The sequence below is a fragment of the Kocuria oceani genome (assembly GCF_029524215.1).
Lineage (GTDB): Bacteria > Actinomycetota > Actinomycetes > Actinomycetales > Micrococcaceae > Kocuria > Kocuria oceani.
The window spans coordinates 94551-117753 of sequence record NZ_JARAMH010000004.1 but is presented as its reverse complement, the minus strand read 5'-3'; the positions used below and the strand labels follow the sequence as shown (position 1 = coordinate 117753).

General features: G+C 73.1%; 22 protein-coding genes and 1 riboswitch. Of the genes, 7 read left to right on the top strand and 15 right to left on the bottom strand.

Annotation, left to right across the window (positions count from 1 at the left end; translation table 11 throughout):
* Positions 1 to 88 precede the first annotated feature (88 nt).
* Positions 89 to 1405 carry a multidrug effflux MFS transporter gene (locus tag PU704_RS05875; RefSeq protein ID WP_277550614.1) on the bottom strand — a complete coding sequence of 439 codons (1317 nt, stop codon included), beginning with the start codon at positions 1403 to 1405 and terminating at the stop codon, positions 89 to 91.
* 165 nt (positions 1406 to 1570) lie between these two features.
* Between PU704_RS05875 and PU704_RS05870 the strand changes: the two genes are divergently transcribed.
* Genes PU704_RS05870 through PU704_RS05860 form a run of 3 tightly spaced genes read left to right on the top strand, consistent with a single transcriptional unit; the run spans position 1571 to position 3586 of the window.
* Positions 1571 to 2185: an LOG family protein gene (locus PU704_RS05870; protein ID WP_277550612.1), complete on the top strand. Its 615-nt coding sequence runs from the start codon at positions 1571 to 1573 to the stop codon at positions 2183 to 2185.
* Positions 2186 to 2189: 4 nt separating this feature from the next.
* Positions 2190 to 3101, top strand: a complete 912-nt coding sequence (trmB, locus tag PU704_RS05865) for a tRNA (guanosine(46)-N7)-methyltransferase TrmB (protein WP_277550611.1) — start codon at positions 2190 to 2192, stop codon at positions 3099 to 3101.
* The gene (locus PU704_RS05860) at positions 3098 to 3586 is read left to right on the top strand and encodes a GNAT family N-acetyltransferase (RefSeq protein WP_277550610.1); all 489 of its coding nucleotides are present in this window, start codon (positions 3098 to 3100) and stop codon (positions 3584 to 3586) included. Before trmB ends, PU704_RS05860 begins: the two co-directional genes overlap by 4 nt.
* A gap of 121 nt (positions 3587 to 3707) precedes the next feature.
* Here the strand turns inward: PU704_RS05860 and PU704_RS05855 are convergent, their stop codons facing one another.
* The 4 genes from PU704_RS05855 to dnaK all read right to left on the bottom strand — a co-directional run bounded on the left by PU704_RS05855 (position 3708) and on the right by dnaK (position 7816).
* Positions 3708 to 4148 carry a heat shock protein transcriptional repressor HspR gene (locus tag PU704_RS05855; RefSeq protein WP_277550609.1) on the bottom strand — a complete coding sequence of 147 codons (441 nt, stop codon included), beginning with the start codon at positions 4146 to 4148 and terminating at the stop codon, positions 3708 to 3710.
* Position 4149: 1 nt separating this feature from the next.
* Positions 4150 to 5166 carry a DnaJ C-terminal domain-containing protein gene (locus PU704_RS05850; protein WP_075873162.1) on the bottom strand — a complete coding sequence of 339 codons (1017 nt, stop codon included), beginning with the start codon at positions 5164 to 5166 and terminating at the stop codon, positions 4150 to 4152.
* A 155-nt stretch (positions 5167 to 5321) separates the two neighbouring features.
* Entirely contained in the window at positions 5322 to 5957 is a 636-nt protein-coding gene (locus tag PU704_RS05845; protein ID WP_047804443.1) for a nucleotide exchange factor GrpE, read from the bottom strand.
* Positions 5958 to 5959: 2 nt separating this feature from the next.
* A complete protein-coding gene (dnaK, locus tag PU704_RS05840; RefSeq protein WP_277550608.1) occupies positions 5960 to 7816 on the bottom strand; it encodes a molecular chaperone DnaK in 1857 nt (618 codons plus the stop codon).
* Positions 7817 to 8154: 338 nt separating this feature from the next.
* Between dnaK and PU704_RS05835 the strand changes: the two genes are divergently transcribed.
* The 4 genes from PU704_RS05835 to PU704_RS05820 all read left to right on the top strand — a co-directional run bounded on the left by PU704_RS05835 (position 8155) and on the right by PU704_RS05820 (position 12341).
* On the top strand, positions 8155 to 10149 hold the full coding sequence (locus PU704_RS05835; RefSeq protein WP_277550607.1) for a BCCT family transporter: 1995 nt from the start codon (positions 8155 to 8157) through the stop codon (positions 10147 to 10149).
* Positions 10150 to 10234: 85 nt separating this feature from the next.
* Complete coding sequence (locus PU704_RS05830; protein ID WP_277550605.1) at positions 10235 to 10771, top strand: low molecular weight protein-tyrosine-phosphatase; 537 nt, start codon at positions 10235 to 10237, stop codon at positions 10769 to 10771.
* A complete protein-coding gene (locus PU704_RS05825; protein ID WP_277550604.1) occupies positions 10768 to 11361 on the top strand; it encodes a uridine kinase family protein in 594 nt (197 codons plus the stop codon). Before PU704_RS05830 ends, PU704_RS05825 begins: the two co-directional genes overlap by 4 nt.
* Before the next feature lie 29 nt (positions 11362 to 11390).
* Positions 11391 to 12341, top strand: coding sequence for an aminotransferase class IV (locus PU704_RS05820; RefSeq protein ID WP_277550603.1), 951 nt, complete (start codon positions 11391 to 11393; stop codon positions 12339 to 12341).
* Here the strand turns inward: PU704_RS05820 and PU704_RS05815 are convergent.
* From PU704_RS05815 to PU704_RS05770, 10 genes are all read right to left on the bottom strand, one after another.
* Positions 12328 to 13125, bottom strand: coding sequence for an energy-coupling factor transporter transmembrane component T family protein (locus tag PU704_RS05815; protein WP_277550602.1), 798 nt, complete (start codon positions 13123 to 13125; stop codon positions 12328 to 12330). The two genes, PU704_RS05820 and PU704_RS05815, sit on opposite strands and share 14 nt — an antisense overlap.
* On the bottom strand, positions 13122 to 14888 hold the full coding sequence (locus PU704_RS05810) for an ABC transporter ATP-binding protein (RefSeq protein ID WP_277550601.1): 1767 nt from the start codon (positions 14886 to 14888) through the stop codon (positions 13122 to 13124). The genes PU704_RS05815 and PU704_RS05810 overlap by 4 nt, the downstream gene beginning before the upstream one ends.
* The gene (locus PU704_RS05805) at positions 14885 to 15505 is read right to left on the bottom strand and encodes an ECF transporter S component (protein ID WP_047804448.1); all 621 of its coding nucleotides are present in this window, start codon (positions 15503 to 15505) and stop codon (positions 14885 to 14887) included. Before PU704_RS05805 ends, PU704_RS05810 begins: the two co-directional genes overlap by 4 nt.
* An 88-nt stretch (positions 15506 to 15593) precedes the next feature.
* Positions 15594 to 15715: riboswitch (TPP riboswitch) on the bottom strand.
* A gap of 232 nt (positions 15716 to 15947) precedes the next feature.
* Positions 15948 to 16226, bottom strand: coding sequence for a DUF4235 domain-containing protein (locus PU704_RS05800; protein ID WP_047804449.1), 279 nt, complete (start codon positions 16224 to 16226; stop codon positions 15948 to 15950).
* 57 nt (positions 16227 to 16283) lie between these two features.
* A complete protein-coding gene (gene mnhG, locus PU704_RS19990; RefSeq protein ID WP_338130216.1) occupies positions 16284 to 16781 on the bottom strand; it encodes a monovalent cation/H(+) antiporter subunit G in 498 nt (165 codons plus the stop codon).
* Between the two features lie 5 nt (positions 16782 to 16786).
* Positions 16787 to 17059: an MrpF/PhaF family protein gene (locus tag PU704_RS05790; protein WP_047804451.1), complete on the bottom strand. Its 273-nt coding sequence runs from the start codon at positions 17057 to 17059 to the stop codon at positions 16787 to 16789.
* Entirely contained in the window at positions 17056 to 17775 is a 720-nt protein-coding gene (locus PU704_RS05785; protein WP_338130215.1) for a Na+/H+ antiporter subunit E, read from the bottom strand. The genes PU704_RS05790 and PU704_RS05785 overlap by 4 nt, the downstream gene beginning before the upstream one ends.
* A complete protein-coding gene (locus PU704_RS05780; RefSeq protein WP_277550600.1) occupies positions 17772 to 19412 on the bottom strand; it encodes a Na+/H+ antiporter subunit D in 1641 nt (546 codons plus the stop codon). The genes PU704_RS05785 and PU704_RS05780 overlap by 4 nt, the downstream gene beginning before the upstream one ends.
* Complete coding sequence (locus tag PU704_RS05775; RefSeq protein WP_277550599.1) at positions 19409 to 19936, bottom strand: Na(+)/H(+) antiporter subunit C; 528 nt, start codon at positions 19934 to 19936, stop codon at positions 19409 to 19411. The genes PU704_RS05780 and PU704_RS05775 overlap by 4 nt, the downstream gene beginning before the upstream one ends.
* Positions 19933 to 23043: a Na+/H+ antiporter subunit A gene (locus PU704_RS05770; protein ID WP_277550597.1), complete on the bottom strand. Its 3111-nt coding sequence runs from the start codon at positions 23041 to 23043 to the stop codon at positions 19933 to 19935. The genes PU704_RS05775 and PU704_RS05770 overlap by 4 nt, the downstream gene beginning before the upstream one ends.
* Between the last annotated feature and the right edge of the window lie 160 nt (positions 23044 to 23203).

The window sequence follows — 23203 nt, the reverse complement described above, 5'->3', positions numbered from 1 at the left end:
GTCGAGGGTGTGATCTCCGTCTCTGCAGGAGGCATCTAATCACAGGTCCGGCGGTCCGCAGGTCAAGGGCCGGAAGGCCGGCTGCCGGTCACGGATCCGGAGGCCCTCCGCCATGTGGTCCCGGCCCGCCTCTCCCCGGAAACGGGCCGGAGGAGGGGCTCGGTGCTCCCGGCGGCCGGCGGGAGCACCGAGCCGCGAGCAGCACGGCACCCACGGCCAGCAGGGAGCACACCGCCATGGACACGGCCATGGGCACCGCGCTGTGCTGCCCGGCCAGACCGGTCAGCGGGCTCACGAGACCGCCGATGAGGAACTGGACCAGCCCGAGCACCGCCGAGCCGGCGCCCGCCCGGCCGGGCACCCGCGACTGGGCCAGCGCCACGGCGTTGCCGAGGATGAACCCGATGCAGGTCTGGCTCACGAACAGGTGGGCCAGCGTGGTCCACCCGGTGATGCCCGCGAGGACCAGGACGAGCCCCACCACGTTGACCGTTCCCATGACCACGAGGGCGGTGCGCAGGACCGGCCCGGGCTCCGTCCTGCCGACGAGCCGGGTGTTGACGAGGGCCCCCAGGATCGAGCCGCAGGCGTTGACCGCGAAGATCACGGAGTAGCCCAGCGCCGAGTAGCCGAGCACGTTCTGCACCACGAAAGAGGAGGCGGAGATGTAGGAGAACAGCGCCCCGAACGCCGCTCCGAAGGCCAGCGCGTAGCCCATGAAGGACGGGGTGCGCAGCACGCGCCAGGAGCCGCCGACGACGGCCCCGACGCCGCCTCGGTGCCGCCGGTGCGGCGGCAGGGTCTCCGGGACCACGAGGACCGAGCACGCGAGCATCAGCAGCCCGAACGCGGCGAGCGCCCAGAACACGGTCTGCCACGGAGCCACGGTGGCGATCACCCCGCCCAGCAGAGGGGCCACGACCGGGGCCAGGGAGGTGATGGTGGCGAGCACCGAGAAGAGCTGGGCGGCCCGGCGTCCGGAGGCGATGTCCGAGACCACGGCCCGGGCAATCACCACGCCCGCCGCTCCGGCGGCGCCCTGCACCGCGCGCAGCGCGATCACCGTGCCGACGCCGGGTGCGAGGACCACGGCCACGGAGCTGAGCAGGAACAGCACGTTGCCGGCGACCATGAGCCGGTGCCTCCCGAGCACGTCGGAGACCGGGCCCAGCAGGAACTGCCCCAGGGCCATGCCGATCATGTAGCTGGTGAGGGTCAGCTGCACCGCGGAGGTCGAGGCGCCGAAGTGCGCGGCCATGGCCGGCATGGACGCGAGGTACATGTCCGTGGCCATGGGGCTGACCGCGCTGAGGATGCCCAGTGCCGCCACCAGCACGACCCGGTCCGCCCTGCCGCTGAGACGCAGACGGGAACGGACCGGCTGGCCGGGGGTGGGTGAGCTCATGGTGGGTCGGTCCTCGGGAAGGGGCGTGCAGGGGCGGGTGCGGGTGGTGATGGTGGGTGCGGGGGCGGAGCGGGGACGGGGCGGCGGGCGCCGCTGTGGATGCGTGGCAGGGCGCGGGTGCAGCCCGGTTCATGCTATCGGCGCCGGTGCGGCGAGAATGTCCTCATGAGACTCGCCGTGTACACCGGGGCATCCCTGGGCTCCGATCCCCTGTTCGCCGAGGCCGCCGCGGCCTTCGCCACCGAGCTCGCCCGCCGCGGGGTGGGCGTGGTCTACGGCGGCGGCCACGTGGGACTGATGGGCGTCGTCGCCGACGCCGCCCTGGCCGCCGGCGGCGAGGTGATCGGGGTGATGCCGCGCTCCCTCGTCGAGGACGAGACGGCCCACACCGGCCTGACCGAGCTGCGCGTCGTCGAGACGATGCACGAGCGCAAGGCGGAGATGGCCCGCCTCGCGGACGGGTTCGTGGCCCTGCCCGGAGGGCTCGGCACCCTGGAGGAGATCTTCGAGGCGTGGACCTGGCTGCAGGTGGGGGTGCACGCCAAGCCGGTCGGCTTCCTCGACGTCTCCGGGTTCTGGGGGCCCCTGCTGGACGCGGTCGCGGCGATGTCCGCCGCGGGGCTGGTGCGCCCGGACTACCGTGACGCCGCCGTGGTCGCCCAGGACGCGGACGAGCTGCTGGCCCGCTTCGCGGTGTGGGAGGCGCCTCGCCGGCGCTGGGCCGAACCGCTCCTGCCGGACAGCGCCACCGGACCGGTCCGGCCTGCGCCTAGGATGTAGGGCGATGACCGAGCACACTCCCTCCCCCGCCGACACCCCCGCCGAGCCGCCTGCCGACGAGGCCGCTGACGTGAGCGCCGAAGAGGGCGCCGCAGGAAGCGCCGAGACGACGTCCGAGGATCCTGCCGAGGAGGCCGCCGGAGAGCACGCCGGGGGCACCGGCCAGGGCCCCGTCCCGGCGGCCTTCCACCGCCGGCCGTACTCCTTCGTGCGCCGCGGTGACCGTCTGACCGCCCGCCGCCAGAAGGCGTGGGACGACTGGGCGCCCACGCGCGTCCTGGACGTCCCGCGCGTGCGCACCGACACCTCCGTGCACCCCGACCACGAGTTCGACGCGGCCGCGGCCTTCGGGCGCGAGGCTCCTCTGGTCGTGGAGGTCGGCTCCGGGCTGGGCGAGGCCGTCGTGCACGCCGCCGCCCAGGATCCCGCTCGCGACTACCTCGCCGTCGAGGTGTACAAGCCGGGGATCGCGGACCTGCTGCTCAAGGCGGGCCAGGCCGGCGTGGACAACGTCCGGGTGGTCCAGGCCAACGCCCCCGAGGTCCTGGAGCACATGCTGGCCCCCGCCTCGGTCGACGAGCTGTGGGTGTTCTTCCCGGACCCGTGGCACAAGACCCGCCACCACAAGCGGCGCCTCGTCTCCCCCGCCTTCGCCGATCTGGCCGCACGGGTGCTCGTCCCGGGCGGGCTGTGGCGTCTGGCCACGGACTGGCAGGAGTACGCGCTCGTGATGCGCGAGGTCCTGGACGCCGCCCCCCGGTTCGAGAACCTGCACCCGGGTCCGCTCGCCGACGACGAGCACCCGGACGTGGGCTGGGCCCCCCGCTGGGAGGGCCGGGTCCTGACGAGCTTCGAGCGCAAGGCACAGGAGGCGGGACGCGTGCCGCGCGACCTGACCTACCGCCGGCTTCCGTGAGCGTGGCAACCTCCCCGGACGGCTTCGTCGTCGTGCCCCCGGGAGATCCCCGCACGCGGCCGCTGCTGGAAGGCCTGCACCGGGAGTACGTGGCGCGCTACGGCCCGTCGATCGGCGCGGAGGAGATGGAGCACCACCCCGTCGACGAGTTCCGGCCCCCCACCGGAGGCCTCGTGCTGCTGCTCGAGGGCGGGCTGACGGTGGCCGGCGGCGCCTTCCGGCGGCACGACGACGCCACGGCCGAGCTCAAGCGCATCTGGACGGATCCCGCTCACCGCCGGCGGGGGTACTCCCGGCGGGTGCTGGCCGAGCTCGAGCGGCTCGCCGCCGCCGCCGGCTACCGGCGGATCTACCTCACCACCGGCAACCGCCAGCCCGAGGCCTCCGCCCTCTACCGGAGCACCGGGTACGTCCCGCTTCCCGGTGTCGCCCACAGCTACACGGACGGCGTGTACGACGTGGGCTTCGAGAAGCACCTGCGCTGAGCAGCTTCTGCGCGGCCCAGTACCTGCGCCGAGCAGCACCTGCGCCGAGCAGCACCTGCGCTGAGCGGCGCCGGGGCGCGGACGCACGGAGCGCCCGCCGTCCGCGCCGCCGGCGGGCGGCTCAGCGCTCCTGCTGCCGCGGCGGCCGGTAGAGCACCACGGCCTGGGAGATCTTGCGGGCCCGCGGGCGCGAGCCGCGGGCCATCCGCACCACGTCCCCGCCGATCCCGGCGGCGAAGATCCGTGAGGACTCCTCGGCCCGCTCCCGGGCCTCGTCGAGCTCCTGGGACAGCTCCGCCACCCTCGACTGCAGGGCCGCGACCTGGTTCTCCAGCTGCAGGATGCGCCGGATGCCCTCCAGGGACACGCCCTGCTGGGAGAGCACCTGGATCTGCTGCAGCTTCTCGATGTCCCGCTGGGAGTAGCGCCGCGCCCGGCCCGGAGCGCGGGAGGGCTTGACCAGCCCGAGCCGGTCGTACTGGCGCAGCGTCTGCGGATGCATCTCCGCGATCTCCGCGGCCACGGAGATCACGAAGAGCGGCTGGTCGGCGTCGAGAGCCATCTCAGACCCGTGCCTTCGTGGCCAGGCCCGCCCGAGGGTCGTCGTCGGCGGTCGCCTCCGCGAACGCGCGGACCGCGGCCTCGGCCGCCTCGTCCAGGTGGGCGGGCACGTGCACCTCCACGGTCACGATCAGGTTCCCCGTGCCCTTGGCCGTGCTGAACCCGCGGCCCTTGACGCGGAAGCGCCGGCCCGAGGAGGTCCCGGCGGGCACCTTCAGCCGCACCGTGCCGCCGTCCAGGGTGGGCACGTCCACGGTGGCGCCCAGGGCCGCCTCGGGGAAGCTGATCGGCACGGTGACCTCGACGTCGTCCGTGCCGTCCACGCGGGTGAAGAACGGGTGCGAGCCCACGTGCACGGTGACGTAGAGGTCGCCGGGTCCGCCGGGGCCGGAGTGGCCCTTGCCGGCGAGCTTCAGCTTCTGCCCGTCGCGCACCCCGGCCGGGACGCGCACCGTGGTCTCCTGGCCGTTGCCGCGGCGCAGCTTCACGGTGGTGCCCTGCACCGAGGAGCGGAACGGGATGGAGGTCTCCGTGCGGATGTCCTCCCCGCGGGCGGGCGGGGCCTGGTAGCCGGCCCCGGGGGCGCCGTAGCCGCCCGGGCCGCCGAACTGCGAGAACAGGTCCTCGAAGCCGCCGGCCCCGCCGAAGCCGGCACCGCCGGTGGAGTAGCTGGTCCGCCGGCGACGGCCACCGCCGCCGGCGCCGAAGATGTCCCCGAAAAGGTCCTCGAAGTTCGCCGAGCCGCCCGCGCCGGCCGGGCCGCCGGCCGTGAAGCGGGCACCGGAGCCCATGGCCCGGATCGCGTCGTACTGCTTGCGCTCCTCCGGGTCGGAGAGCACGGAGTTCGCCTCGGTGATGTCCTTGAATCGCTGCTCGGCCTCCGCGTCCCCGGGGTTCTGGTCGGGGTGGTACTGGCGGGCGAGCTTGCGGTAGGCCTTCTTGATGTCCGCCTCGGACGCGTCCTTGGAGACGCCGAGAATGCTGTAGAAGTCCTTGTCGATCCAGTCCTGGCTGGCCATGACGCCTCCTTTCTCTGGGGCCGGTGGGGGGTCCTGACGAGCAGCACCCGGTGGAAGTCCTGGGGTCGCCCCGGCGCGGTGCCGTGGCTGGGGGGACGGGAGGGGAGGCCCGTGGACGGGCCTCCCCTCCCGCGCCGGTCAGGCCGGGCCCGGCCTCACTCGGCGACGGCGACGGCCACCTGGGCCGGCCGCACGACGCGCTCGCCGATCCGGAAGCCGGAGCGCAGCACCATCGAGACCTGGTCGGGCTCGACCTCGCTGGTGGGCTGCTGGAGCACCGCCTCGTGGACGTTCGGGTCGAACGTCTCGCCGACCGCCCCGATGCGGGTCAGTCCCTGCCGGACGAGGATCTCCTCCAGCTTGTTCGCGATCGACGCGAACGGGCCGTCGGTGAGGTCCCCGGCCTGGCGGGCCGCGTCGATGTCGTCGAACACCGGCAGCAGGGTCTGCAGGAGGTCGCCGGTCACGAACGTGCGCAGCTGCTCCTTCTCACGGGCCGTGCGGTGCTTGAAGTTCACGAACTCGGCCTGCAGCCGGCGCAGCTCCTCGAGCCGCTCGGCGGCCAGCGCCGCGGACGGGTCCTCCTCCGCGGCCGCACCTGCGTCGGCGGAGCCGGCGTCGGTGGACTGCGGGGTCGAGAGGATGTCGTCCACGGTCAGGCCCTCCGGCCCGGCCTCCTCGGGGGAGCCGGGACCGGAGTCCTGCGCGGCCTGCTCGTCGGGGTTCCCGGCGGAGTTCTCGAAAGCGTTCTCCGCCGGGTTCTCGTCGGGTCCTGGCGTGGGATCGGGCATGCTCACTTCTTCTCGTTCTCGTCGTCGACGACCTCGGCGTCGACGATGTCCTCGTCGCCTGCCGCGCCGGTGGCGCCGGCGCCGGGGGCGCCCTCGGCGCCGTCGGCCTGCGCCTGCGCGTAGAGGGCCTCGCCGAGCTTGGTCTGGGACTGCTGGAGCTTGTCGTAGGCCGACTTCACGGCCGCCTCGTCCTCACCCTCGAGCGCCTGCTTCAGGGCGTCGACGTCGGCCTGAACCTCGGACTTCACGTCCTCGGGCAGCTTCTCGTCGTTGTCCTTCAGCAGCTTGTCCACGGAGTACGCCTGCTGCTCCGCGTTGTTGCGCAGGTCGGCGGCCTCCCGGCGCACCCGGTCCGCCTCGGCGTTGGCCTCGGCGTCCTTGACCATGCGGTCGATGTCCTCCTTGGAGAGGGAGGACCCACCCGTGATGGTCATCGACTGCTCGGTGCCCGTGCCCTTGTCCTTGGCGGAGACGTGGACGATGCCGTTGGCGTCGATGTCGAAGGTGACCTCGATCTGCGGCATCCCGCGCGGGGCGGGGGCGATGCCGGTCAGCTCGAAGGTGCCCAGGTTCTTGTTGTCCCGGGTGAACTGGCGCTCTCCCTGGAAGACCTGGATGGACACGGAGGGCTGGTTGTCCTCGGCGGTGGTGAAGGTCTCGGACCGCTTCGTGGGGATGGCCGTGTTGCGCTCGATGAGCTTGGTCATCACGCCGCCCTTGGTCTCGATGCCCAGCGACAGCGGGGTCACGTCGATCAGCAGCACGTCCTTGCGGTCGCCCTTGAGCACACCGGCCTGGATCGCGGCGCCGACGGCGACGACCTCGTCCGGGTTCACGCCCTTGTTCGGCTCCTGGCCGGCCAGGCGCTGCACGGTCTCGGCGACCGCGGGCATGCGGGTCGAGCCGCCCACGAGGACCACGTGGTCGATGTCGGACACGGAGATGCCGGCCTCGGCGATGACGTCCTTGAACGGCTTCTCGGTGCGCTCGAGCAGGTCCCGGGTCAGCTCCTCGAACTTGGCGCGGGTGAGGCGCTCGTCCAGGTGCACCGGGCCCTCGGGGGTCACGGAGAGGTACTGCAGGGAGATGTTGGTGCTGGTCGCGGAGGACAGCTCCTTCTTGGCCTGCTCCGCGGTCTCCTTCAGCCGCTGGAGGGCGATCTTGTCCTTGGACAGGTCGGCGCCGGTCTTGGACTTCACCTGCGACAGCAGCCAGTCGACGATGCGCTGGTCCCAGTCGTCGCCGCCCAGCCGGTTGTCACCGGCGGTGGCGCGGACCTGGATGGTGGAGAAGTCGTCCTCGTCCTTGCCGACCTCGAGCAGGGAGACGTCGAAGGTGCCGCCACCGAGGTCGAAGACGAGGATGAGCTCGTCCTCCTTGCCCTTCTCCAGGCCGTAGGCCAGGGCCGCGGCGGTCGGCTCGTTGACGATGCGCAGCACGTTCATGCCCGCGATCTCGCCGGCCTCCTTCGTGGCCTGGCGCTCGGCGTCGTTGAAGTACGCCGGGACCGTGATCACGGCGTCGGTGACCTTGTCGCCCAGGTAGGACTCGGCGTCGGTCTTCAGCTTCATGAGGATGCGCGCCGAGATCTCCTGCGCGGTGTAGTTCTTGCCGTCGATCTCCTTCGACCAGCCGGTGCCCATGTGGCGCTTGACCGAGGCGATGGTGCGGTCGACGTTGGTGACGGCCTGGCGCTTGGCGATGTCGCCGACCAGGGTCTCGCCGTCCTTGGAGAAGGCGACGACGGACGGGGTGGTCCGGTTGCCCTCGGCGTTCGCGATGACGGTGGGCTCGCCGCCCTCCAGCACGGACACCACGGAGTTGGTGGTGCCGAGGTCGATTCCTACTGCACGAGACATGGAGTGTTCTCCTTCGGGTCGAGCTGAACCGGGCGGGCCGTGGTGGCCCCGTTGAGGTCCCGGAGGTCTCAGGTCTTGAGTTTTCCTGGCTCAAGTCTGCCATGCGACCGGCCGGTGTCAAGTCGACTTGAGTCGACTCGACTCAATTTCTCTGCGGTGCTTGGCGTGAGAGCTGGCCCGCCCCCTGCTGCCGGGAGAGCTCTCCGGTAGACTGGGCTGCTGCGCCCGGGCCTCCGGGCCCTCCTCGACATCCCCGGGCCCGCCCCCGGGTCCGCCCCGCACGCCCACGCTCGCATCCCGACACGACACCGCACGCACCCGACACCGCAGGAGCCTCCGTGAGCACCACACCACCCCATACGCCGCAGTCAGAGAGCCCGAACGGCTCACCCCACCGGCCGAAGCCGCGCGAGGTGCTGCGGGAGATCAACTACCCGCACGGCATCCACCCCGCGCTGGTCCCCGGCATCGCCGTGGAGGACCAGAAGCTGCGATACGGCACGGACAAGGTGGTCTTCCTCGTCACCGCCGCGCTGATCGTGGCGTTCATCGCGTGGGGCGTGCTCTCCACCGAGTCCCTGACCGCCGCCTCCACCGCGGCTCTGGGCTGGGTGACGGGCAACGCCGGCTGGTTCTTCACCGCGCTGTCCACGGCCGCCGTGCTGTTCATGCTCGTCGTCGGCTTCAGCCGCACCGGCCGCATCCCGCTGGGCATGGACGACGAGAAGCCCGAATACTCCTTCTTCTCGTGGCTGGCCATGCTCTTCGCCGCCGGCATGGGCATCGGCCTGATGTTCTACGGCGCCTCCGAGCCGCTGAGCCACTTCGGCGCGGGCGTCCCTGGCTTCGGGGCGGATCCCGGGTCGGAGGAGATGACCGTCTACGCCCTCGTCCAGACGGCCTTCCACTGGGGCCTCAACCCCTGGGCCATGTACGCCGTGGTCGGCTCAGCCGTCGCCTACGGCGCCTACCGCCGCGGCCGTCCCCCGCTCATCAGCCGCATCTTCGTGCCGCTGATCGGCCAGCAGCGCGCCGAGGGCGGCCTGGGCCGGCTCATCGACGTGTTCGCCATCTTCGCGACCCTCTTCGGCACCGCGGCCTCCCTGGGGATCGGCGCGCTGCAGATCTCGCGGGGCCTCGAGATCGTGGCCGGGTGGGGCCCGCTGGGCAACGGCGGCCTGATCGCGGTCATCGCCGTGCTCACCGCCGCCTTCGTGGTCTCCGCCGTCTCCGGTGTGGCCCGCGGCATCCGCTACCTGTCCAACACGAACCTGCTGCTGGCCTTCCTGCTGGCCCTGTTCGTGTTCGTGGCCGGGCCCACCGTCCTGATCCTGGACCTCGTGCCGGCCGTGTTCAGCACGTACCTGCAGGAGTACCTGTGGATGACCGGGCAGACCGGCGGCTGGGGCGAGGACTCGACCGCCTTCGCCGGCGGCTGGACCGTCTTCTACTGGGCGTGGTGGCTGTCCTGGTCCCCGTTCGTCGGCATGTTCATCGCCAAGATCTCCCGTGGCCGCACGCTGCGCCAGTTCGTGACCGTGGTGCTCGTGGTGCCCTCCTCGATGTGCGTGCTCTGGTTCGTGGTCATCGGCGGCACCGCCATGTACCTGCAGCGCACCGGGACCGACCTCGCGGCCGCCGGCGGCCAGGAGGCCGTGCTGTTCGGGATGCTCGACGCCCTGCCCCTGGGCGCCATCACGTCGGTGCTCGCCATGGTCATCATCGGCATCTTCTTCGTGACCAGCGCGGACTCGGCGTCCATCGTCATGGGCACCCTGTCCCAGCGCGGTCGGCCCGAGCCCAACCGCTCCATCGTCGTGTTCTGGGGCCTGTCCCTGGGCGGCATCGCAACGGTCATGATGCTCGTGGGCGGCGACGACGCCCTGACCGGGATGCAGAACCTCGTGACTGTCTCGGCCCTGCCGTTCGCGGTGATCGTCGCCTTCCTGATGGTCTCCTTCTACAAGGACCTGCGCAGCGACCCCGCCACGATCCGGCACGAGTTCGCCGTCACGGCCGTGCGCAAGGCCGTGATCCATGGCATCGAGGAGCACGGCGACGACTTCGCCCTCCAGGTGGAGCACGCCCCGGGCGCCCGCGCCGCCGGCGAGACGTTCGACTCGCACGACCCCGCCGTGACCGACTGGTACCGGCGCGTCGACGAGAACGGCCAGGAGATCGACCTCGCCGCGGAGACCGGATCGCGTGCGGCCCCGGACGGAACGGTCCTGAACCCGGACGGATCCCGCCAGCACCCCGATCGGTCGCACCCGGAACCGGAACCGGCACCGGACGCGGATCTTCCGCTCCGTCAGGACCGGGACCGGACCTGACCTCCCGGGACGAGAAGTGCGGCCGTCGCCTCCGGGCGGCGGCCGCACTTCTCGTCCCGGCCCCGTCCGGCTTAGACTGCCCGCTATGTATTCGATCGTGGCCGTGTGCACCGGCAACATCTGCCGCTCGCCCATGGCGGAGCTCGCCCTGCGCCGCGCCTTCGAGGCCGCCGGTCTGGGCGAGCGCGTGCGCGTCGACTCGGCCGGCGTGAGCGACGAGGAGCTCGGCAACCCGGTCGACCCGCGGGCCGGGGACCTGCTGCGCCGCGAGGGGCTGGACGCCTCCGCGCACGCCGCCCAGGTCTTCGACCCGGCCCGTTTCGCGGACCGCGACCTCGTGCTCGCCCTGGACCTCGTCCACTGGCGGCGCCTGCGCGCCCTCGCCCCCGACGCTCCCGCCGCCGAGAAGGTGCGCCTGCTGCGGGAGTTCGACCCCGCCGTCGCCGGCTCCGAGCACACCGAGCTGGGCATCTACGACCCCTGGTACGGGGGCGCCGAGGACTTCGAGACCACGTACGGCATGATCGCCGCCGCCGTGCCGGGGGTGGTCCGCGCCGTCGCCGGGGAACTGGACGCCGGCCTCCCCGGCACCGGCCGCGCCCGGGACGCCGGACACGCGTGATCGACATCGAGCTGGAGGTGGACGCCGCGGTCGCCGCGGCCCACCCGGCCGGCACCAACCTGGCCCGGCTGCTCCCCACCCCCACCCGGCGTCCCTGGCTCATCGGCATCGACGGGCGCTCGGGCGCGGGGAAGACCACCCTGGCCGAGCAGCTCGCCGAGGTGCTCCGTCCCGTGCGGGACGTGACCCTCTTCCACATGGAGGACCTCTACCCGGGCTGGGACGGTCTCCGCCCCGGCACCCGGACCTACGTGGAGGAGGTCCTCACCCCTCTCCGCGCCGGCCGGGACGCCGAGTGGAGCGCCTGGGACTGGGTCACCGGGTCCCCGGGCACCCCCCGCCTGACACGCGTCGCGGAGGTCGTCGTCCTGGAGGGCGTCGGGGCCTGCTCGGCCGCCGCCCGGGCCCTGCTGGACGTCTCGGTCTGGGTCGAGCTGCCCACCGCGCTGCGCTACGACCGGGCCCTGAGCCGGGACGGCGCCTACTACGCCGAGCACTGGGAGCAGTGGGCCGCCCAGGAGGACGCCTACCTGGCGGAGGACCACGTCTGGGAGCAGGTCGACGTCCTGCACCCCGGCCCCGTCCACTGAGCGGGCGCCCGCACCGACAGGAGACAACCGTGACCAGCACCGTCGTCGTCCTCGACGCCGCACACCCGGAGGGGGTCCTCGCCGACCCGGCCGTCCCGCTCGTGCGCGTCGACGACCAGGGACTCACCCGCGGGGACGGGGTGTTCGAGAGCCTGCGCGCCGTCGACGGGCGGGTGCAGAAGTTCGCCGTCCACCACCGGCGCCTGTCCGCCTCGGCGCGCCTGGCCCGGCTCCCCGTGCCCTCGGCGCAGGTGCTGCGGCAGGCCGTCGAGCTGGGGCTCGCCCACGCGGCCCCCGGCGGGGACGGAGGGCTGGGCGCCGAGCACAGCGTCAAGGTGGTCGTCAGCCGCGGCACCCCCGAAGCCGGCCCGTGGTCGTGGGTGGCCGTGAGCCCCGTACCGGAGTCCACCTTCCGGCAGCGCCGGGAGGGAGTCTCCGCGGTGCTGCTGCCCCGCGGCCACGACCCGGCGCAGGACGCCGCGTATCCGTGGCTGCTGCCCGGCGCCAAGACCCTGTCCTACGCGATCAACATGGCCGCCCTGCGCCATGCCCGTTCCCTCGGCGCGGACGAGGCGATCTTCACGGCCCCGGACGGCCGGGTCCTGGAGGGCGCCACGTCCTCCGTGGTCTGCGCCCGCGTTCGCGAGGGCGTCCGCACCCTCGTGACCCCGGAGCCCTCGCAGGGAATCCTCCCCGGCACCACACAGGCCACGATCTTCGACGCCGCCCGGCGCGACGGCTGGGAGCTGGGCCACGGGCCCCTGCAGTCCACCGACCTCCTGGCGGCGGACGCCCTCTGGCTCGTCTCCAGCGTGCGGCTCGCCGTACCGGTGCGCCGGCTCGACTCCCACCCGCTGCCCGTGGACCCGGAGCTCACCCGCCTCGTGACGGGCTGGGTGGCCCGGGCCCGACGGGTGGGACACGCGAGCCGGCCGGACGGGCACCTACGGGCGCGGCGCCCCGGCCTCAGGCCCAGATGAACCGGTGCGTCCCGAGCAGGACGGAGACCACCGGTCCCGCCACGGCCACGGCGGCGCACCCCGCCAGCACCACGGCGTCCCGCCAGGAGTGTCCCGGAACCCGGGCCCACGTGCGCGGGCCCGCGCCGAAGCCGCGCGCCTCCATGGTCACCGACAGCCGCGTGGCACGGCGCAGGGACTGGACCAGCAGGGTGAACGCCTGCCCGCCGAACTCCCGCAGCACGCCCACCGGGCCGTGCCCCGAGCCGGCGCCGCGGGCCCGGCGGGCCATCGCCAGCGTGGACCACTCGGTGAGCATCACGCCCACCAGGCGCAGTGCCGCCAAGGAGGCCAGCACGAACCGGGCGGGCAGCCGCAGCGTCTGGGCCAGTCCGTCGGCGAGGTCCGTCGGATCCGTGCTGAGCACGACGAGCAGGCCCGACAGCGCCAGCGCGAGCCCACGCAGGGCGATCGCCGCGCCCGCGGCGACCGACCCGGCCGAGAGCTCGGTGATCCCCAGGTCGAGCAGCACGGGCCCGGAGTCCTCGGCGAGCAGCGCCGTGCCCCACCCGCTCACGAGCGCCGCGAGCAGCAGGGGCCAGGCGCGCAGCAGCTGCGCCGGCGGGCGCCGTCCGGCCAGCGTCAGCAGCAGCACCTCGCCCAGCAGCACGATCCCCGACGTCACGGGATCCGCGCTGAGCAGCAGCGTCACGGTCAGGGCCAGGGCACCGGCCAGCTTCACCACGGGATGGGCGCGGCCCAGCAGGGAGGCCCGGGCCGCCGGGCCGATCACGGGCGCGCTCACCGGACCTGCTCCGTGGCCGGCCGGAGCCCCGGCACGGGCGTGCCCGGCTCCACCACGACGCCCTGTGCGGGCGCACCGGACTCCACCACGGCACCGCGTCGAGGAGCACCCGGCTTCAGCACGACGCCCCGTCCAGGAGCACCGGACTCCACCACGGCGCCCCGTGCGGGAGCGACCGGCTCCGGCACGATCCCGGGGGCGGACGTTCCCAGCTCCAGCACCTCGGCCCCGAGCGCCCGCACGAAGTCCTCGTCGTGGGTGACCGCGAGCACGGCCGTGCCGGCATCCACGACCTCCAGGAGCAGGTCCACGAGCTCGGCCCAGGTCAGGGCGTCCTGGCCGAACGTGGGCTCGTCGAGCACCAGGACGTCCGGATCGGTGGCCAGCACCGTGGCCACCGACAGCCGCCGCTTCTCACCGCCGGAGAGGGTGAAGGGGTTCGCGTCCGCCAGGTGGGTCAGCCGCAGCCGGTCGAGCAGCTCTCCCGTGCGACGGTCCCGGTCGGCCGCCGGGGTGCCCGCCAGACGGGGGCCGAGCTCGAGCTCGGCCCGCACGGTGGCGCGCAGGAACTGGTGCTCGGGCTCCTGGAAGACCGTCCCGACGCGGGCCACCAGGTCCGGTCCGGCCCACTCCAGCGGGTCCGGTCCGGCGCCGCGGGCCAGGGCCGGGTGCGCGGTCACGGTGCCGCGCACGGGCGCCAGCAGGCCCGCCAGCGTGAGCGCCAGGGTCGACTTCCCGGCGCCGTTGGCGCCCGTCACGGCCAGTGCCCGGCCACGGAGCAGGTCCACTCCCACGCCGGTCACCGCGGCCGGGAGGTCCCGGCCCGCCGCGGCATCGCTCAGCGCCCGGCCCCGCCGCCGCGCCCGGCGCCGGGCGCGCAGCTGCCGCGCGGAGGGCTGGGTGCGCGAGACGGCCAGCGCGGCCGCGCTCAGCAGCGGCTCCGCGTCTCCCCGGGGACGGGCGGGCGCGCGGGTGGGCGGGACCCGCCCGGGAACCCAGACCCCGGCGCGGCTCAGCTCGTCGGCGGCCTCCCCCAGGACCTGCGCCGGGGACCCGTCGTGCGTGATCCCCCCGTCGCGGCCGAGCACGACGACACGGTCCACGACGTCGGCCCACACCGCCACGCGGTGCTCCACGACCACCAGAGTGGCCCCGCTGCGGTCCAGGCAGCGTGCCACCGCGTCCCGGACCTGCCGCACCCCTGCGGGGTCCAGGTTCGCGGTGGGCTCGTCGAGCAGGAGCAGCCCCGGGCTCATCGCCACGGCACCGGCGAGCGCCAGGCGTTGCTTCTGCCCGCCGGACAGGGCGGCGGTGGGATGGTCGAGCGGCAGGGTCAGCCCCACGTCGTCGAGGGCGGCGCGGACCCGGGGCCAGATCTGTTCCCGGGGCACGGCGAGGTTCTCGAGGCCGAAGGCGGTGTCGTCCCCGATACGGGACAGGACCACCTGGGACTCGGGGTCCTGCTGCACGAGCCCGGCGCGTCCCCGTGCCCGGTCCGGGTCCGTGCCGTCGAGCAGCAGCTCCCCGTGGCGGGAGAGCCCGTCGTCGTCGTGCAGCACCCCCGCGAGGGCGTGCAGGAACGTCGACTTGCCCGCCCCGCTCGGCCCCAGCAGCAGCACCCGCTCCCCCGGCTCGACCACCAGGTCGATGCCCCGCAGGGCGGGGGCCTCCCGGCCGGGGTGGTGCCAGCCGAAGCCGCGGGCCTCGACGCGGGCCCCCGCGGCGGCGGGCGTGCCGGGAGGACGCACCGCCGCGGCGGTCATCGCCGTGCGACCCGGCCCGAGGCCAGGCCCTGCAGCACGCCGGTGGCTGCGAGCGCCTTCACCACGGCCCACATCAGCAGGCCGGCGAGCACCGCGCCCGAGAGGGCTGCGAGGACCACGTAGACCACCTGGTGGCCGAGGGCCCACTCGTAGTTGTAGATGATGCTCTCGTTGACGCCCAGGAAGATGCCGCTGACCGCGCCCGCCGCGGCGGCCACCGCGGCGTTGTAGCGGCGGTAGCGCACCGCGGCGAAGACCAGCTCGGCCCCGATGCCCTGGAGGAGGCCGGACAGGATCACGGTCCAGCCGAAGTGGGTGCCGAGGAAGCCCTCGATGACGGCGGCGAGCAGCTCGCAGAACAGCGCGGCGCCCGGCTTGCGGATGATCAGACCGCCGAGCACGCCGGCCACGAGCCAGCCGCCGGCGATCAGCCCCACGGCGGGCGGATAGGTCACCGCGGCGGCTCCGACCACGGGATAGAGCAGGTTCGACCACGCCCAGAAGACGACCGCGCACACGGCGGCGAGGACGGCGGCCACGACGATGTCGACGACCCGCCAGGACGAGGACCCGGGCGCACGGTTGCGGCCGGCGGGACGGTGCGTGGTGGTGTTCATGGTGCGTTCCTCCTGGGCTCAGCGAGCCATCGGTGCCAGGAGGGGAGGGGTCCGCGCGGACACGGCCGGAGCTCACGTCCGCGAGTCACCCCTGAGGTGCTCGACTCCCTTCGCCGGTGCTAACCGGAGCAGGTTCGAGGGTCTGCGGTGATCCGCACTCTCAGCGCTGTGCCGCCGTTGCCGGCGGGGTGCGCTCCCCTGTCGTTTCAGTGGCACCGAGTCTACCCCTCCCCTGCCCGCACCGCCGCACGCACTGACATCCGGACTGTCGCCTGGACTGTCGCCGGTGCTGCCGCCGGCACGTCCGCCGTTCCGTTCCTGCCCGCGGGGCGTCCGGCGCTCCTCCCGCGGCGCGTCCGCCGGACGGCGAAGGGGCCCGTCCGCCCGGACACCGTTGCGGTGTCCGGGCGGACCGGCCCCTTCGTGAGGTGGTCCCCGGGGATCAGACCTCGGCCTGGCTGGAGGCCTTGGGGTTGTTCCGGGGCTGGTTCTCCATCTTCGCGACCTGGCGGGAGATCGCGACCTTGATCACCGTGCCGACGAGTCCGGTGACGAGCGACCAGATGATGATGCCGGTCCACGCCTCGTCCGGGTCCGGGTTCTTGGCGGGGGGCGGGTCCCCCGTGATGCGCGTCCACGCGGCGCCGAGCACCTTGTGCGAGAGCGCCACGCCGCCCAGCGAGAGGCCGGTGCCGGCGAGTTCGAGGATCTTCGTGTTCATGGACTGCTGCTCCTTGTCGTCGGGGCGGCGCGGATGCGCCCGTCGATCGTGCCCAGCCTAACGCGTCCTCCCGGATCCGTCAGTCTGCTGTCCGTCGGCGTGCTGCCCGTCCGCGCCCGGCGGGTCCGTGAGGGCCGCGTCGGTGAGGGCCGCCCCGGCCGCGTCGGTGAGGGCCGCCCCGGCCGCGGCCTGCCCGCCGCCGTTCTGCTCACCGGCACGGTTGAGCACCTCCTGCAGGTCGTCCTGCGTGAGGGTGGCCCGGTTGAGGTGCTTGGTGCGGTAGGTGGAACGGCCGACCATGTGCGCCGAGACGGGCACGGTGAGCAGCTGGAAGACCCAGCCCAGGATGATCAGCGGGATCATGACCGGGTCCCGGTTCTCCAGGGCGACGGCGGTGAGCATGAGCAGCAGCCCGAACACCTGCGGCTTTGTCCCCGCGTGCATGCGGGTCAGCAGGTCCGGGAACCGGACCAGCCCGATCGCCGCGGCCAGGGACATCAGCGCCCCGAGGACCAGGCACACGGCCGCGGCGGCGTCCAGGACGGTGTCCAGCACGGGGCTCACTTCCCGTGCTCGGCGGTCTGGGTGGCGAAGCGCGCCACCGTCACGGCGCCGATGAACCCCACCAGGGAGACGATCACCATGAGGATGAGGTTGTCGAGATGGCCGTGGTAGGCCATCTCCACGGCGAGCGACGCCGCCACGATGGCCAGCAGGACGTCGGTGGCCACCACCCGGTCCAGCAGCGACGGCCCCTTGGCCAGCCGGTACAGGGTGCCCGCGGCGGCCGTGCTGAGCAGCACGGCCGCGACGGCCACGGCGATCTCCATCACGAGCGGTCCTCCTCGGTGGTCTGGGGGTTCTCGGCGGCCCGGGGATTCTCAGTGGTTCCGGTGCTCCCGGCGGGGACGTCTCCTCGCCGGCCGCCGACGATCTGCTGCTCGGCCGTGACCGGGGAGCCGATCGCCGCGCTGTCCCCCTGCTCGGACTGCGCCGCGCCTCCCCCTCGGCGTTCGGCCCGCAGGGCGGTGAGCTCCTCCCGGGTGCCCATGATGCGGATCCACGCGGCCTCGACCTGCCGCACGGATCGCCGGAAGGACTCGGCCTCCTCGGGGGTGCGGACGTTGAGCGCGTGGAAGTAGAGCGTCCACCGGGAACGGTCCACCTCCACGAGGATGGAGCCCGGGATCAGGGCCATGGTGTGGCCGGTGGCGGTGAGCAGCAGGTCCGAGCGCGTGCGCAGCTCCACGCCCACGACCGCGTTGCGGGCCCGCGGGCCCACGAGGATCGCGACGAGCATGACGCCCACGCTGGCCTTGGCGACCTGCCACACGAAGGTCACGGCGAAGAGGGCGAACTGCAGCAGGTTGAACCGGCCCGAGAGCTGCACCGGGGGCAGGTAGAGCACCCAGGTCACGAGCAGTGCCAGCAGCGCGCCGAACAGCAGGTTGCCCACGCCGAAGTCGCCCCACAGGGCACCCCAGACGAGCACGAGCCACACCAGCAGCGGCAGCTCGACGAGCAGGGAGTTCTTGGGACGCGAGCTCACGGGGCCTCCTCCACCACGGGGCGGGGAACCGATCCGGGGTCCAGCACGGCGGTGACGTAGCGCTCGGGGTGGACGAGGTTCTCGGCCGCGTTGTCGGCGAGCTGGAAGATCGGGCCGGCGAACACGGTGAGGGCCACGCCCACGACGACGAGCGCGGAGGCGCCGCCGAGCATGGAGGGCGACATCAGCCGCACGTCGCCCTTGCCGGCGAACTGCCCCTCCTGGTCGTCGACGGACCCGGAGGTCAGGAGGAAGCGCGAGCCCGCCGGGACCGGGGCCAGCAGGATCGGGTCCGGGTACTCCGCGTCCTCCGGGGTGCGCAGGAACACGCGGTTCCACACGCGGATCATGGCCAGCAGGGTCAGCAGGGACACCGCCACGGAGCCCGCCACCAGGACGTAGGCGAGCGGGTCGCCCCGGTTCACACCGGCCTGCAGCAGCCCCGTCTTGCCGAGGAAGCCGGAGAACGGCGGGATGCCGCCCAGGTTCAGCGCGGGCACCAGGTAGAGCAGCGCCAGCAGCGGCGAGATCTTGGCCATGCCCGCGAGCCGGTCCACGTTCGTGGACCCGCCGCGGCGCTCGATCAGCCCGGCCACCAGGAAGAGGCTGGTCTGGATCACGATGTGGTGGGCCACGTAGTAGACCGTGGCGGACAGCGCCTCCTGGCTGCCCACGGCCACCCCGAAGATCATGTAGCCGATGTGGCTGATGAGGGTGAAGGACAGCATGCGCTTGATGTCGATCTGGGCGAGCGCGCCCAGGATGCCCACCACCATGGTGAGCAGCGCGACCCACATCAGCAGGGTGTCGAGCCGGTCCCCCGGGAAGAGCACGGTCTCCGTGCGGATGATCGAGTAGACGCCCACCTTGGTCAGCAGCCCGGCGAACACGGCGGTGACGGGGGCGGAGGCCGTCGGGTAGGAGTCCGGCAGCCAGAAGGACAGCGGGAACACCGCCGCCTTGATGCCGAAGGCGATGAGCAGCATGACGTGCAGCTGCATCTGGGTGCCCACCGGCAGGTCGGCGAGCTTCACGGAGAGGTCGGCCATGTTGATGGTGCCCGTGGCCGCGTAGATCATGGCGATGGTGATCAGGAAGAGCACCGAGGAGATCACGGAGACCACCACGTAGGTGACGCCCGTGCGGATCCGCTGGACCGTTCCGCCCATCGTCATGAGGACGTAGGACGCGGTGAGCAGGATCTCGAAGCCCACGTACAGGTTGAACAGGTCACCCGCGAGGAAGGCGTTGGAGACCCCGGCCACGAGGATGAGGAAGGAGGGGTGGAAGATCGAGATCGGGCCCTCCTTGTCGCCGTCGGCCACGCCCTGCCCGCTGGCGTAGACCAGCACCGCGAGCGAGACGACCGTGGAGACCACGAGCATCAGCGAGGAGAGCTGGTCGACGACCATGACGATGCCCCAGGGCGCCGCCCAGCCGCCCAGGTGGACGGCCTGGGGACCGACGTCCCACGTGCCCACCAGCACCGCGGCCTCGACCACGAGGGTGAGCACCAGGGAGCCGATCGCCACGGCGCGCTGCAGGGCGTTGCGCCGCAGCAGCACGAGGCTCAGGGCCGCGCCCAGGAAGGGGATGATGACCGCCAGCGGGGCCAGCTGGGCGAGGTGGAGGGTCATCGGGTCCCCTCCCGCCGGGGCCCGGGGAGACCGGGCGTCTCGAGGTCCTCGCCGAGGTCCTCAGCGGGGTCGCCGTCGGGGTCGTCGTCGGGGTCGCTGCGGCGGGGCGCCTCCTCGAACTCGGTCGTCTCGGCGGGCACCTCGGCGTCGTCCTCGAGGTCGTAGGAGGACTGCCGGGCCACGCGCCGGTCCTCCACGTCGTCCTGGATCTCGTCGCGGCGGCCGAGCACCCAGGAGCGGTAGATCATCCCGAGCAGGAACGCGGTGACGGCCAGCGAGATGACGATGGCGGTGAGGATGAGCGCCTGGGGCAGCGGGTCGCTGTAGTCCTCCGCGGCGATCGAGCTGTCGTAGAGCGGAGCGAGCCCGGGGATGCCGCCCGCGTGCAGGATCAGCAGGTTCGTGCCGTTGGTGAGCAGCATCAGTCCCAGCAGCACCCGGGTGAGCGAGCGCTCGAGCAGGAGGTACACCCCCACGGCGTAGAGCACGCCCATCACGACCAGCAGGGTCAGGTTCACGCTCATCGGTGCTCGTTCCCTTCGTCGGGCCCCGCCCCGGCGGTCGTGACCGGGGTGGGTGAGGTCGCCGACGTCGCCACGGACGACCCCGCGGTGACCCGGCGCTGCCGGGTGACCCTGATGCGGGTGCCGCGTCCGGGCGTCCTCCGGCGCCGGCGCACGGCGTCCTCCTCGATCCGCTCGTCGATCCGCCCGCCCAGCGAGCGCAGGATGTCGAGGACGAGCCCGACGACGATCAGGTAGACCGCGATGTCGAAGACCAGTGCGGACACGAACTTCTCGTGCCCGAAGACCGGCAGCTCCACCTCCACGGTGTAGCTCTGCATCACGGAGCCGCCCAGGAACACCGGGGTGAGGGCGTAGAGGGCGGCGAGCGCCAGCCCCGTCCCCAGCATCGTGCCGGCGTTGATGGGGGTGGCCCGCTCCAGCTCGAAGCGCCCGCCCGCGAGATAGCGCACGGTCAGGGCCAGTCCGGCCATGAGCCCACCGGAGAACCCCCCGCCCGGGTCGTTGTGCCCGGCGATCAGCAGATAGAGCGAGACCATCATGAACGTGTGGAAGAGCAGGCGGGTGACCACCTCGAAGACGATCGAGCGCCGCTCGGGCGCCAGGGTCCGCCCCGCCAGCAGGTAGGGGTCCTCCGGGTCCTCGGGGAAGCGCCGGTCGACCACGGCGTCCAGCTCCGCGCCGGACGGGGCCACGGCCGCGGCGCTGCGCCGGCGCAGGATCCGCAGCTGCTCGGTGTCCGGGTCGTCGCCGGAGCGCACGATCCGGTCCCCGCGGCCGGTGACGAAGATCAGGGACGCCACACCGGTCGCGGCGAGCACCAGCACGGAGATCTCCCCGAAGGTGTCCCACGCCCGGATGTCCACCAGGATGACGTTGACCACGTTCTGCCCGTCGCCCAGCTCGTAGGCCATCCGCGGCAGCTGCAGGGAGATGGGCTCGGCCGTGCGCGAGGAGATGCTGAAGGCCGCCAGGGCCATCATGAACAGCCCGAAGGTCACCGCGATGGTGCCGCGCAGGAGCCGGCGCCCGGCGGGGTTGCGGTGCCACAGCGGCGCGGGCAGCGAGCGCAGCGCCAGCACGAACGCCACCAGCAGGATGGTCTCCACGAGCGTCTGGGTCAGGGCGAGGTCCGGGGCCCCCTGCAGGGCGAACATCAGCGCCAGGCCGTAGCCGGTGACCGAGACCAGGAGCACGGCCAGGAAGCGCTTCTTCGCCAGGGGCACCAGCAGGGCCGCCACGACCATGGCCGCCCCGGTGATCAGCTGGGCCGGCCCGTCCGAGAGCCGCAGGGCGCCCAGCGGCGGGGTCTCCTCCACGACCAGGGCCACGAGGGGCACCACGATCGCGGTGACGAGGATGACCGAGAGGTAGAACATCAGCGAGCCGCGCTGGGTGCGCCCGGTGATCCACACCGCGATCAGGTCCAGGACGTTGACGGTCCGCCGGTAGAGGAGCTCCCCGGGCGGCAGCGAGGGCAGCGCGCGCTGGAGGTCGGCGACAGGGCGCCGGGCCAGGAACATGAGCAGCCCGCCCGCGACGACGACCGCCGACAGGCCCAGGGCCGGGGTGATTCCGTGCCACAGGGCGAGGTAGAACTCGTGCTCGCCCGGGTCGGGGAACTGGTCCACGTAGGGCTGGAGCATGGCGGTGACCGGCTGCGGCCAGAGCCCGTAGGCCACGGTGAGGACGGCGAGCACGAGCGGGGCGGCCAGGAAACCGGGCTCGACGCGCTCCATGTCGCTGATCACGGCCTTGCCGTCCGCCCCGGCGTCGAGCTCGGAGAACTCCGCGGACTTCTGCGCGAAGCCGCCCCACAGGAAGCGGGCGCTGTAGGCGAAGGTCAGCACCGAGCCGAGCACCAGCCCGGCGAGCACCACGATCCCCGCCGCGCTGTCCGCCTCGTGGGTGAACGCGGCCAGCACCGACTCCTTGGCCACGAAGCCCGCCAGCGGCGGCAGCCCGGCCATGGAGGCGGCGGCCACGGCGGAGACGGCGAACAGCACGGGCACGCGGCGGGCCAGGCCGGAGAGCCGCCGGATGTCCCGGGTGCCCGCCCGGTGGTCGATGATGCCGACCACGAGGAACAGCGTGGCCTTGAACAGGCCGTGGGCCAGGAGCATGGCCATGCCCGCCTGCGCGGTGTCGGCCGCGCCCCGGCCCACGACGACGACGAGGAAGCCGAGCTGGCTGACGGTGCCGTAGGCGAGGATGAGCTTGAGGTCGTACTGCTTCAGCGCGGCCCAGCCGCCGAAGATCATGGTGCCCAGGCCCAGGATCATCACCGTGGGCTGCCACAGCGCCGTCTCGGCGTAGCCGGGGGCGAACCGGGCCACCAGGTACACGCCGGCCTTGACCATGGCTGCGGCGTGCAGGTACGCGGACACGGGCGTGGGCGCGGCCATCGCGGCGGGCAGCCAAAAGTGCAGCGGGATCAGGGCGGACTTGGTCACGGCGCCGACAAGGAGCAGGAACACCGCCACGTCCACCACGGTGCCGCGCTGGGCCAGCTCGGGGGCCGCCGCGAGCACCTCGGAGATCCGGTAGGTGCCGGCGGCCTGGCCCAGCATCACGATGCCCACGAGCATGGACAGACCGCCGGCCGTGGTCAGCACGAGCGCCTGCAGGGCCGCGCGCCGGGCGGACAGCCGGGCCCGGCTGTAGCTGATGAGCAGGAAGGACAGGACGGTGGTGATCTCCCAGAAGACGAACAGCACCAGCATGTCGTCGGCGGTCACCAGCCCGAACATGGCCCCGGCGAAGGCGAGCAGCTGGGCTCCGAAGCCCCCGAGATCACCGGCGCCGGGCTTGAAGTAGCGGGCGCAGTAGAAGAGGACCAGGGACCCGGCCCCGAGCACGAGCAGGGACATGGTCCATGCCAGGGCGTCCATCCGCAGGGCCAGGTCCAGTCCCAGGGAGGGGATCCACTCCACCGCCTCGGTCCACCCGCCGTCCGGGCCGTACACCCGCGGGGCGGAGGACAGCAGCCACAGGAACCCGGCGAGGGGAACTGCCGCCAGCAGGTAGAAGGCGCTGCGTCCCATCCGCGCGAACAGCAGGGGCGCGACCGTGGCCACCACCGCGTGGAGCAGGAGCACAACGGTCATCAGGCGCCTCCGGGGAGCGGTGAGCAGTTCAGCGGGCGGGCGTCGAGGGGCCCGGACGCGGGGCACGGAGGACCTGTGCGAGCACGGGGATGCCGGGGCGCGCCCGGGGCGTCCAGACTATCAAAGGAGCCCTGCGGCCCTGCGCGGATGCCCGCGGACG